Genomic DNA, 12285 nt, shown 5'->3' with positions numbered 1-12285 from the left:
AACTAGCATTGAATCGACCTCTCAATGTGCTTTTTACATTATAGTAGATGTGTGTGTAATCAATTGTGTGTACTGATGAAAACACAAAGACTAGATATGAGATTAACTAAGTATGAAATGCGACAACTAAAGGAAGAGGCTACCAGGCGGGGAATGAGCAAGTCTGAGTTGATCACAAGCTTGATAGCTCGTTTAAGAGCACCTTTGTAATTTGGTCATCTACGTCCCTCCGATGACCCGCCTCATATCCCACGCTTAAAAGACGTGGGTTTTACGGCGCTTCTATAACCAAGGATTGGTGGAAAGGGTTGACGTTGGCGTTTTATATATACAGCGTTTTATATGAGTTGTTAACCCGATGACGACAGCTATATAATCCCCAATCCCTGATCCCCATTTTAGGCTCTACAGCTCAAAGGGCGGTAAAAAAGCTAAATGACACCCCACACCTCCAACTATGCCTAGGTTTCAAGCCGCTTACCCGCCCCATCAAGACTCTCCGGTTTCCTGAGGACCAAAACGCCCATCATCCCCCCAGCGATGGGATAGTGAGTGGCGTGGGCAAATCCAGCCTGGTGAGCAAGTTTAACTTGCTGCTTGCCGTTGGGAAATCGCTCTAAGCTGGGAGTGATGTAGGCATATTCTTGTTCTAAGCCCAAGGATTTGGCACGGGGTACGACAATTGTGTCTAGATACCATTGCTGAAACTGACGCAGGGGTGAGTGTTGGGGACGATGAAAGTCTAAGATAGCCGCCTTTGCACCCGGTTTGAGGACTCGGTACAGTTGTCGCAAACAACGGGGAATATCGGTAACGTTCCGCAAACCATACCCCATGGTGGCGCCGTGGAAAAAATTATCCTCGAAGGGTAAATCTAGAGCATCTGCTTCAATCCAGTGGATGGTTAAGGGGGGATAATGATGGGTAAATCTAGCTTTAGCGATCGCGAGTAGCCCAGGAGAAAAATCAACCCCATACACCTGACCCGTTGCACCCACGTATCGGGCTAAAAGTTCAGCTAAATCGCCACTACCACAGCATAAATCCAAACCAATCTCACCGGGCTTTAGGTCACACCACTTTACCGCCATCCGTTTCCAGATCCGGTGTTGACCCAAACTTAACCACTGGTTGAGTTGGTCGTAAACCGGGGCGATGCGATCAAATAAATGGCGGATCTCTGATGGGTCATTGGTCATTGGTCATTGGTTATTGGTCATTGGTCATTGGTCATTGGTCATTGGTCATTGGTCATTGGTCATTGGTCTCCCAGCTAAATGTCGGCAGGGATCGCCCATTATACCCGTTTAGGGTTAACGGGTGGCTGAAAACACACAGGATTGTGTTCATTTCTCGTGATTGGAGTAAACAACCCAAAGTCGTGTAACCAAAAAAACCTGGTCGGGCATCCGTTGTGGAGAAATTCTAACATTTTTTAACATTTTTTGCTTGACATTTTTTATAAAAAAAATTATATATAATTGACAGCCATTTAAAACGCATCTACCAAAAGAAATAAAAACAAATGCCAACAGCTAATCTTTCGGAAAAGCTTCTCAAAACCTATAGCGATAAGTCTTACCAGCACACCGCGATGGTGACTCACAAAGGAACTGTCATCGCCTTTGCGATGGATCATCAACAGCGTATTCGCTACGCGGTTTTGAATATGTCCAAAATAGATCCAAAAAAGGGGGAGTTTGATGCCGCTTATTGGCCCGAAAACCCAGAAGAACTCCGGTTTCCTAATGAAATTACTCAGGTAGGCTACAGCGTCGTTGACAACACCCGGATGCCAACGGTAAAGGCAGATACTCGCCAAGAAGCAGCGAATCCGAGTCAGTTATTACCCAATGAAGTGGATCACTTTCTGTCCACAACCGCTCGACTGACAGCAGATGCACCGTTCCAAGTGTTTTCTGATAATCACCATATTTTTGTCTTCCGTCAGGCAATTGCCGCCAATGATCCGAATGCGGTTAACAAACTCAACAGCGGTGGTGCATCAGGAGATCCGAATCGTCCAGACAGTGATTTTCAGTTAAGCGATGGCAATAAGGTAGCGATTGTAGACCGGACGTTATTGTGCGATCGCTTCATTCTCTGTGGTAATATCCTACAACCCAACCGGGAAGTCCGCTACCAGCGCAGCCGCCACAAAACCCGCCCTGCTAGTCAAACCGATAGCCTCGGGGCGAAGGATATGGAAGGGAATCCCTTCTTTGAGCCAACCCAAGAACTAGCGTTTATTCGCAACTTAACCGCTGGGGGCTTTACGGTATTGCAACTGCCCACCCAAGTGAATGGGATTAAACGCTGGCAGTTTTTTGCCCACAATAGCGCCACCCAGCGCATTGATGCCTTTAACTTAGAAGTGGCTGGTGATGGACTGTTTAATCCCCAAGGCACCCAACTCTACACCAGCCCCGCTCCTCAATATAAGGATGCGGTACTAGAACGGGAACCGGGAGCCGATCCCTTTACCGGTGCGGCTTTGGTCCCTGTTACTCAAGCCACAAACCATGCCGAAACCGCTTTAGGGTTTGATGGGAGCAGTAACTATGTTGAGGTGGTTCTCAACCCAGCCTGGACACCCACCGCCTTTACGATTGAGATGTGGGTACGCGCCGCACAGCAGGATTTGCCGGAATCGGCAGGAATTTTTGCCTCTAGTAATAGTGCTACCACAACTGGCTCATTTCAGATAGATAGCGATGGGGCAGGGAACTGGCGGTTCAATCATGCAGATGGGTATTTTACCATCGGCGCGATCGCTCTCGACTGGCAACATCTCGTGATTGGCTATGATGGCACGACTCTCAAAGGCTTCTTAGATGGTACAGAAGTCCTGTCTCAAACCCTGACGCTTTCTTCTCAATTTACTCACGTCCGACTCGGAGCAAACCGTAACGCAGATAACCTATTTGCCGGACAAATTGATGAAGCACGGGTGTGGGGCTATGCCCGGACAGGGTATGAGATAAACAGCGATCGTTTGCGGCGTTTAATTGGTAATGAACCGGGGCTAGTGGGTTACTGGCGCTTTGATGAAGGGGCAGGTAATCGGGCTTTTGATCAAACCGATAAGGGTAACTATGGCACCATTCACGGTACACCTGAGTGGGTGGCTTCTGATGCGCCCATTGGCGATCATCCGGGAATGCGTCGCAGCAGTTTCTCATTCACAGATCGGACAATTGTGGATTCATTGTCAGCTAAACTGTACTACCAGCAGGAAGCAGTGGCGACTGGGTACGACGGCAGCAGCAAACCGATGAAGAAAAGTGCCCGCGTCATGGTAGCCGCCGCCACAAATTCCAGCAGTGGCGGTGATCCGGCGGTAGCCACCCTGGATTTTGCCGTTTCCCGGGAAGGACGACTGCCAAGCACACCTGATGCGATCGATCTGCCTGTGCTGGAACAACCTCAAGCTAGTGATGATACGGCAGCCATTTCCAGTCTGGAAGGGGAAATTCGTACCCTGACGGATGATATTGAGCAGCTTAACCAGGAAATTGCGGTTATACAAAGCGATGTTGATCGCATTCCGCTTGAGACTAGTATCAAACAAAACTTAGAGAGCGAGATTGCAGCTCTGCAAAACGAGAAAGCTTTTGAACAAGCTAACTTTAAAAATCACTGGTGTAAGTTAAAACTCACTTGCAACCAAAGGTATCTTGTAGTAGAGGCTGCAGATGCAGGTTGGGTTTACGCTTCTCCTAATGATCATGAACACGGGGATCGTGTTTACTGGCGCTTTGCTAGAAACAATGATGGGAGTTTTTATATATACAACAAAGGGCGAGCCGGGATATTGGTTCGGGGGGAGCCATGCCACGTCCTCCAAAATCGGACAGACAGTTCTACCGTACATTCGGTTTCTACTAACCAGATTCGGATTGGGACGAGTCTAGAATATTGGCGTTCCTGGGATGGTAATAAGTATGGAGGTCTTGGTCAGACTACCCCATACGATAACAGCATTCTAGAGGTGATCCAAGGTGATCTATGGAACACCACTAGAATTAGTGAAATTACTAATCAGATCAGCCAAAAGCAAACACAGCTTAATGCTCAGACCACGTTAGTGAACAGTCTAATTGCTCAGCAAGCGCTTCTCTCGACGAAACAATCTCTTTTCTTACAAAAGCAGAACAATCTAACTGATAAACAAAGCGAGTTGAGCGTATTAACTGGGGGCGAAAAACAGGAAGTTCGCTTACCGATGGGGCTTGTCCATATTGATGCTTCTGGCTTGACGGTGAACGGCAGCTTAATCAAGTTTGCTCCGAGCACCCATACACCAACAATGTTAGATGGAGCAACGGGAGAGCTTACCCTCTACTATCCCGATGACTCTGGACAGTTCATGGCAGCCTATTTCCAGACTCTAGTGGCACGAACCCGCTTGCAGTTTGCTGAGAGTGGCGTAACGTTGCTAGCTCGTTCTGCAGGCAGCAACAATATGACCGCAACCATCAGCGATGGTCGCATAATTAACACTTGTACCCTGGTGATTACGAATCCCGATCGCGGCATCACGGAAACTTGGACGGATTTGCCCCGCGATCCCCAACTGTTTACCGATATTCTGAATGGCACAGGAGATCAACCAGCAGACGTCACCGCCACCGTGAGTCCGTCAGCTTATAGTGTTAAAGAGCGATCGCTGCAAGTGGTTGCTTCCGCCCAAGGGCAAGGAGAATACCAAGAGCAAACAGACAGTCAGACAGCCTTGAACTTGGATGGGCAAAATGACTACGTGGATCTGCCGCCAGAGATAAGCACCCTGATTAATCCGGAAATCACCATCGAGTTCTGGGCAAAGGGGGGTGCAGGGCTGCCTAAAAACACTTCCATTATTGATGCCAACAATGCCGCAGGAGAGCGAATATTCACCATTCACTTTCCTTGGAGTACTAGTTCGGTGACTTGGGATGCAGGAGATGCTGGTAATTGCGATCGCCTACAACTATCCGTTCAAGATGCTGATTACAAAGGTGTTTGGGTTCACTGGGCGTTTGTGAAAAATGCCACCGACGGTACCATGGCGATTTACCGCAATGGTAATCTGGCAGCCTCTGGAACTGGAAAAACTCGCAGCATCGGAGACTTTACCATGATAACTCTAGGTTGCATCCCGAACTCTAGCGATGATTATTATTGGGACGGTGAGATCGATGAATGTCGCATTTGGAGTTCTGCACGCTCTGAAGCCGACATTCTGGCTAATATGAACCAGCGTTTAAGCGGGAAAGAAGCTAGTTTGGTGGCTTGTTATAGCTTTGAAAATGGCAAAGCCCGCGATCGCAGCCGCAATGCTTACCATGGAACAGTTCACGGTGCGCCAACTTCTGTGGACAAACCCGATGCCTTACCTGCACTCACTGCCACTACAATTTTAAATGGGGTAGTCAACGGAGACGCAACCGTCACTCCTGGACGAGACAGCCTTTGGATTGCCAACACACCTGGACGTGCCTACTACTTCAGCAGCAATAGTGATTTGCTTTCGTTACCTAGCGCCAAGCTAGCTCAAACGGCGATGAACTCGGATCTAACGGTGGAAGCCTGGGTGAATCCCAGTGACACGAACCAAGGAACCTCTCGCTTAATCCATCACTGTTCTGCTGATGCCGCCTATACTCTCGCCTTACAAAAAGCGACACTAGACTCCTCTCTACTGTGCAACGGAACTAGCGATTATGTTGAAGTTTCCTATCGCTCACAACTCAATCCCAGTCAATTTACTGTATCTTGCTGGGTCAAAGTTACGGGGGGAGACAATAATTATCGCTGTCCTGTTTGCTCCCGTGGTGACAACCCACAAACAGGATACATATTCTACGCGGGTTCAAATAACAAGTGGCAATTCTGGTGTGGGAACGAATCTGGTAGCTGGCAGACTCTTACTGGTTCAGACGTACAAATCAATACCTGGACGCATTTGGCAGGGACTTACGATGGTCAGACTATGCGTTTCTACGTCAATGGTCAATTGTCTGATAGTAAGACTACCACCTTTTCGCCTAACACGAATTATCCACTGAGGATAGGTGCAGGCGCGACAGAAAAAGCTCCCGAGTTGTATTTCCCAGGACAAATAGACGCGGTAGCAATTTGGCAACGCGATCGCTCTCAAACCGAAATTCAGGCGGACATGAATCGTCGCCTCCAGGGTAATGAAACTGATTTAGTCGCTTGCTACACCTTCATCAATGGTGAAGCCCAAGATCGCGGACCCAATGGTTATCATGGCACAATCCACGGTAATCCAACTGTTACTGCGGCTCCAGACCAACTCCTAACTTACGTGCTGATTGCTGGCGTCAGCCACGGAACGCCAGGAAACCACCAGGGACAACGCTGGCTCAAGAGTAAAGAAACCCTAACCCCTGAACAGTGGCATCATATCGCCTTATGTTTCCGCCAGTCTCACGGGCTCAGCTTTAACGGACAAAGCCACCTCGACTGCGGCAATAATCAAATGCTTGATATTGGTGAAGATCTCACCATCGAAGCCTTTATCCAGTTCAATAACCGGGGTAGTAGTCAGGGTATTATCGGTAAAGGATTTTTTGATCAACAAGACAAAAGTGTTCCTTACCAACTCAAAGTCGCTGGTGATGGCACGTTAGAATTCACCTTTGAAGATGCCGACGGTGGCAACCATACCTATTACTCGACTCAAGCCCTAACCCCTGGCACATTCTATCGGGTTGCCGTCACCCGCAAGAAGGGCACCACTCAACACCAAGAGGAAGGCGACCAAACCATAACAATTGATGGTCAGAACAAAACCATCAAGGCGATTAAATCCGTTACTGTAGACGAATGGTTCGACATTACCTTCTATATTAATGGTGTCAAACGGGGAGTAGACCGCTACGACGGCGAAGCGCCCCTGGGTAATGATCAACCCTTAGAAATTGGTCGTTGCCAATCCTCCCCCCGTCAGATTTCCTATTTCCAGGGCACCATCTCCGAAGTGCGGCTTTGGAACAAAGCTCGTGACGAGAAAGATATCGGCAAAAACATCCAAGGCGGTGAGTCGGGTTTAGTCAGTTGGTGGCAGTTTGAAGAGAACGAAGGCAACGTCGCCATTGATAGCAAGAGTAACAACCATGGCAAAATTAAAGGTGCCCGTTGGGTGCGAAATCCCGATCCCAATGGAAGTCCCTTTTACCTGTTGTTAAATGGTTTGCCTCTCGCCGCACACGCCCTGACATCGGGAACTCCCAATTGGGGCGATGCCCAGTTCAGTATGGCGGGTTACAAACTCAATGGGGCATCCCAGGACTGTTTCCAAGGTATCCTGGAAGAAGTTCGTATCTGGCGCACCCTTCGCACCGATGAGCAAATTGGCGACAACCTGTTCACCCGCCTCAAAGGGGAAAAACAAGACCTCCTCGCCTACTACACCTTTGACGACGACTCCAGCCGTAGCGATGCGACTCAGCTCAACGATAACAGTTTGCGGGGGAATCATCTGTCTGTACCCAGTGGTGATAGCAAACCGCTGATCTTCCTCTCCACTGCACCCATTAGCAATGATACGGCAGCCGTCCGCTCTGCCCTTGCCAGTGTCAGCACCGACTTCCACGAACAAATTGACAGTACCCCATCAGTTGTCGAATATGCTGATTTACAACGGGACAATCAGGGCAACCTGGGTGGTGTCCTCAAACGCTGCTACAGTTACTTACAAAACGGTCAATGGTGCTTAGTCACAGGCTACAAAGTGGGCAATCTGGTGACGGAATGGATTGGACAAGCCCAATTCGATCCTCAAGTCATTGGTTACATTGAAGGTGTACCCCCAGTTCCCAGTGAAAACCTGACGGGTGGGGTTGTCAGCTCTCGCTACGATTTGATTGAGGAAGTCTCCAACATCGAAGTTGTGGAAAGTGAAACCGTCACCTATACCCTTTCAGCCTCCAAAGAAGAAAGTTTTGATCTGGGATTTAAGGGGGCAGGTTCCTACAGTTCAGGTTCCGATGATTTGCTAATTACAGCTCCCTTGGGTATCGGTACGGCGAAAAAATTAGTTCAGGCGGAAGTAAAAGTAGGTGTGGAAGGAACCTTTGACACCTCGAATAGCTGGTCTCAGGAAGAAAGTTTAGGCACCAGTATTAACCGCACCCGCACCATGTCTGTTGCTCTGGGCGGCTCTCTGGAAGGAGCAGGACTCGGACAGCAGCTTAATCCTGCTGTCGGGCGGCGCGTTCAACCGGGAAATATGGGCTTTGCCCTAGTCCAATCCCAAACGGCAGATATTTTTGCCCTGCGCCTCGCCCACAACAACGCTCTGGTTTCGTTCCGGATGCTACCCAATCCGGATATTCCCATCGACTGGAATATTATTCCCTTCCAAATGAACCCTCGCTATACCAAGCAGGGTACATTGGATGGTCGCGTGGGCTACGATGAACAAGGCGCTGTGGTTCTCGATCCCGATTATGTCAATGCCCGTCAATATGGGGAATACAGCTACTACAAACCCAAAGAAGCCTACGCCATTGAACGACGCATCCAACGGGAAGAGCAACGCCTGCTCAACTATTACCAAAACTCAGATACTGAGATTGCGGAAACCGGGCAGATCATTGGTGCCGCCGCCGGTGCCGCCGCCGGACTTATGGCTGGTCCGTTGGGTATGGCTGTTGGGGCTGGGGTTGGTTCCATCGTCGGCGGGTTTGGTGATGCCCTATCTCAAGGTACTTCCCTCGAATTGCCCCAAAAATTTGCCAAACGCAACTTGGTGAATACCTATGTCTGGACAGCTGATGGTGGCTTCTTTGCCGAAACCACTGAAACCACTGATGTTAAGAGTGAAGTCACGGCTGGCTCTTTCAGCTTCAGTGGTGCCGTAGGTGGCAGTTTCAGCACCGATGTGGAAATTTTCAGCATTGGTTTCAATCTGGCATTTGAAGCTTCAATCGGTGGTGGTTTCAGCCTCACCAAAACTAAAGCCAAGGATACAGAAAAATCCTTCAGTATCGAGGTGAATGTGGATGTTCCCGGTGACTTACAAAAGACGGCTCCAGATGCAAATAATGAATGGAAACCAGTCTTCGATGATCATGGCAATGCTGTCACCGCAGCGGGTAAAGTTGATGCCTATCGCTTCAAGACATTTTATCTGGATAGCTCGGATCGCAACTTTGAAGATTTGTTTGGCAAAGTCGTTGATCCGATTTGGTTAGCGGGCGATAGTCCCAATGCTGTGGCGTTACGTCAAGCCCAGCAATCGGACAAAAAGCCCCCCTGCTGGCGTGTATTCCATCGGGTGACGTTTGTCAGCCGCATTCTCCCGGATTTCCCTGACTTAACCGAACCCCCCCTGGAAGCTGTTCTCAAGGCGCAGGACATTGACAGCAATTGGCTGTTAATTCAGAAGTTGGACCCATTTGTCCGCAGCAAAACTCAGGATGCTGTTGCCTTTGCTGATGCTGTACGCCAAGCCTTGAATACTTATCTTCCGGAGTTAGCACCTCATAGTGATGAAATTATTGACTATCTCAAGATTTACTATGGGATTATTGACTGATCTGATTCTGGATTAAGACCTACCTGTAGGGGTACGGCAATGCCGTGCCTCTACGATAGGTGATACCTTGGTATAACGCACAAAATTGGGATGCTCCCAAATCATTACCCAGCAACAGTCATGGTTAATGGGGGAGAACGTCACTCAACGACTTGTCGCGATCGCTAAACCCACCTGCTGGGCTGATAGGTGGATGAGTTTTAGCTCATCTTCACTCAGTTTACACGCCTGTTCTCGCCATTGGAGTGAGAGTAGCCCTAGAAGTTCGCTGCGGTGGATAATCGGAATCAGCAGGTGGGCTTGAATGCCGATATCCTGATAATAGTCTGTGGCAACTTTTGGAGTTGCACCAGGGGTGTTGATCCAGACTTGTAGCTGATGGTTAGCGATCGCGTCTGCTAAGAGGGGATCGGAGTTTAGGGGGTTGACAGAAAATGCCTCTTTGGTGTAGTAACCTCGCAAATCCATCAAGCGATCGCCCTCTACAAGTTGCAGGATACAGGCATCTGTGCCAAAGCTGTCGCTAAATACTTGGGCGATTTGGGGCAAGCTGGTTTCTAGGCTATCTGATCTTTGTGCCATCTGTACCAGAGTTTCCATCAGTGCCATTTGAGCATGAGCTCGCTGCAATTCCTCGGTGCGTTGCTTCAGGAGTTCGTAAGTTTGAACTGCCCGTTCCACAACGGTTTTGAGTTCATTCGGGTCCCACGGCTTGGTGATATAGCGGTAGACTTGTCCGGCATTAATGGCTTCGACTAAGTCTTCGACATCCGTAAACCCGGTTAAGATAATCCGCATGGTATCGGGAAACTGGGGGACGGTTTTGCTCAAAAACTCCGTTCCCTTCATTTCTGGCATCCGCTGATCAGAAATAATCACGGCGACTTCTCCCTGATTAGCCAGAATAGAGAGGGCTTGAGCGCCACTTTCGGCTCTGAATACACTAAACTGACGCCGGAAGGTGCGGTAGAGGAGATCCAGGTTATCGGGTTCATCATCTACCACAAGCATTTTAGGTTTTTGCGATCGCTCCAAACTCATGAACTGACGAGTGATACTATCAAAATTAGGGTTCACCTTGTCCATAACACTACAACAAACTCCAAGTGTGAGTTTGAACGGGCGAGCCACAAGGGGAAGGCGATTTTTGCTTTCAGCACTGCCCAATGATGTAAACTGTTCTAACTCGAATGTCAATGACTTAAGGGTTTATCCTCAGGAGGCGAGGGTTTCTAGAAAACTCTGTACCGACGACAAACTCATGTTTTGTCAATGCCATTTACGTTTAATTTTTTTATCTGCCCCTAGCTCAATATTAATTGGTTTGTCCCTAGCTCAATCCTAATCGAATCAATTCTCTTTCCCTCTCCCCCTGCTACCCCTGCTACCCCTGCTACCCCTGCTTCAAGATCTCTCCTACCCCTTGCCTTGGGGAGCCCCTAGCTAGTTGTGGCTTAAATCTATTACTATTTAATCACGAGAAATTCAAGACATCTGGTAACTCAAAAACACGGCAACTTCTTCTTCCCATTATGACTGAAATATCACCCGCAAATCCTCACCATAACCCTCAAGCTAACTCAGAGACAGTAGATGCTGATGCACTGATTCAGTTGCTCAGGCGCAAAGAACGTAACTGGGTGGAGTGGGGAAAAGCTTGTCAACAACTCCAAAGCGCTGGCTATAGCTCCCAAGCCATTTTTGAACAAACGGGCTTTGAGCCAATCCAACAGAATCAAGTCATTGTAGCATTTCAGGTCTATGAAACGTTAGTCAAAGCTGGGGTATCGGAGGCGGTGCGATCGCGCTTTGAACGGACAGGGAGCGATATCCTATATGAGTTGCGGATTCTCACTCAACCGGAACGGGCTGCAGCGGCTGAGTTTATTGTTGCTAGAAATCTGGATTCTGATGGCGCCCGTGAGGTGGCAAAAGCGATGAAAGAGTTATCCCGTCGCCGTACCCCACCCGAGGGATTTTCTAACCATCCTGGTGATGCTGTGGCGTACCAATACTGGAAACTTGCCCAACAACAGCAGAATTTACAGGAACGCTCGCGGCTAGTTGCACGGGGGTTAATGTTTGCTCATAGCCAATCCTCGCGTCAAGAAATTGAGCAGTTACTCACAGAACCCTTGGGGGGTAGCCGCCGTCGGGCACCCCGTTTGCCTTTCTATCGCGTCGAAGATAGTGAACAGTTACCGCGACTGCTCTCCTTGGTGGGTCAATTTCCGGTAACCACCGCCGAGTTCCAGCAAGTGGAGGCGGTTGAGACAAAGGGGGCTTTTCATATTATGGACGCTTCCCATCAGCAACAGATTGTCGCTATCCCTGGTTGGCAAATCGTCTCAAAGGCACAAGAACCTGTGGCAATTTTGTGTAACAGCACTCAGCTTCCCAAGCAAGAGAATGAAAAATCAGAAGCGGTTTTGCTCATTGTTGACCGAAAAAACACACAATGGGATGCCGATAGTTATTTTATGGTCGATCAATCGGGAACCTTAGCGATCGAGTGGTTTTCTGAACAGCCCGATATACCGTTATTGGGACAGATAATTCTCGTGTTGCGTCCTAAGAAAATTCTCGATGAACCCTTGAGTCGGGATCTGTGGCAAATTGATGAATGAAGGTTTAAGGGGGTGTAGGGTGTAGGGGGGAGTGATCGGTATCACCGATCTACCGGAGAATTATCACGTTATGTTGGTGAATTTTGAGGAATATTAACTTAACTTGAC

General features: G+C 48.7%; 4 protein-coding genes. 2 read left to right on the top strand and 2 right to left on the bottom strand.

Translation table 11 applies throughout. The features are described from left to right. Positions 1 to 461 precede the first annotated feature (461 nt). Positions 462 to 1199 (bottom strand): bifunctional demethylmenaquinone methyltransferase/2-methoxy-6-polyprenyl-1,4-benzoquinol methylase UbiE, encoded by a 738-nt coding sequence (gene ubiE, locus RIM23_RS26105; RefSeq protein WP_446370747.1) that lies wholly within the window; start codon positions 1197 to 1199, stop codon positions 462 to 464. Between the two features lie 326 nt (positions 1200 to 1525). Here ubiE and RIM23_RS26100 point away from each other — a divergent pair, with 326 nt between their 5' ends. Next, on the top strand, positions 1526 to 9550 hold the full coding sequence (locus RIM23_RS26100; RefSeq protein ID WP_446370745.1) for a LamG domain-containing protein: 8025 nt from the start codon (positions 1526 to 1528) through the stop codon (positions 9548 to 9550). Positions 9551 to 9694: 144 nt separating this feature from the next. On the opposite strand, the gene RIM23_RS26095 is transcribed toward RIM23_RS26100, so the two are convergent. Beyond that, a complete protein-coding gene (locus RIM23_RS26095) occupies positions 9695 to 10636 on the bottom strand; it encodes a response regulator (protein ID WP_446370743.1) in 942 nt (313 codons plus the stop codon). A 446-nt stretch (positions 10637 to 11082) separates the two neighbouring features. Here RIM23_RS26095 and RIM23_RS26090 point away from each other — a divergent pair, with 446 nt between their 5' ends. Then, complete coding sequence (locus tag RIM23_RS26090) at positions 11083 to 12177, top strand: RuBisCO accumulation factor 1 (protein ID WP_446370741.1); 1095 nt, start codon at positions 11083 to 11085, stop codon at positions 12175 to 12177. The last annotated feature ends 108 nt before the right edge of the window (positions 12178 to 12285 follow it).

It is taken from the genome of Coleofasciculus sp. G3-WIS-01, assembly GCF_040223135.1.
Lineage (GTDB): Bacteria > Cyanobacteriota > Cyanobacteriia > Cyanobacteriales > Coleofasciculaceae > Coleofasciculus.
This window is presented reverse-complemented; position numbering and strand designations above follow the sequence as displayed.

Bases quoted from the DNA above. Each gene is read 5' to 3' on its own strand.
- ubiE (WP_446370747.1), bottom strand. From the start codon at position 1,199: ATGACCAATGACCCATCAGAGATCCGCCATTTATTTGATCGCATCGCC.
- RIM23_RS26095 (WP_446370743.1), bottom strand. From the start codon at position 10,636: ATGGACAAGGTGAACCCTAATTTTGATAGTATCACTCGTCAGTTCATG.
- RIM23_RS26100 (WP_446370745.1), top strand. From the start codon at position 1,526: ATGCCAACAGCTAATCTTTCGGAAAAGCTTCTCAAAACCTATAGCGAT.
- RIM23_RS26090 (WP_446370741.1), top strand. From the start codon at position 11,083: ATGACTGAAATATCACCCGCAAATCCTCACCATAACCCTCAAGCTAAC.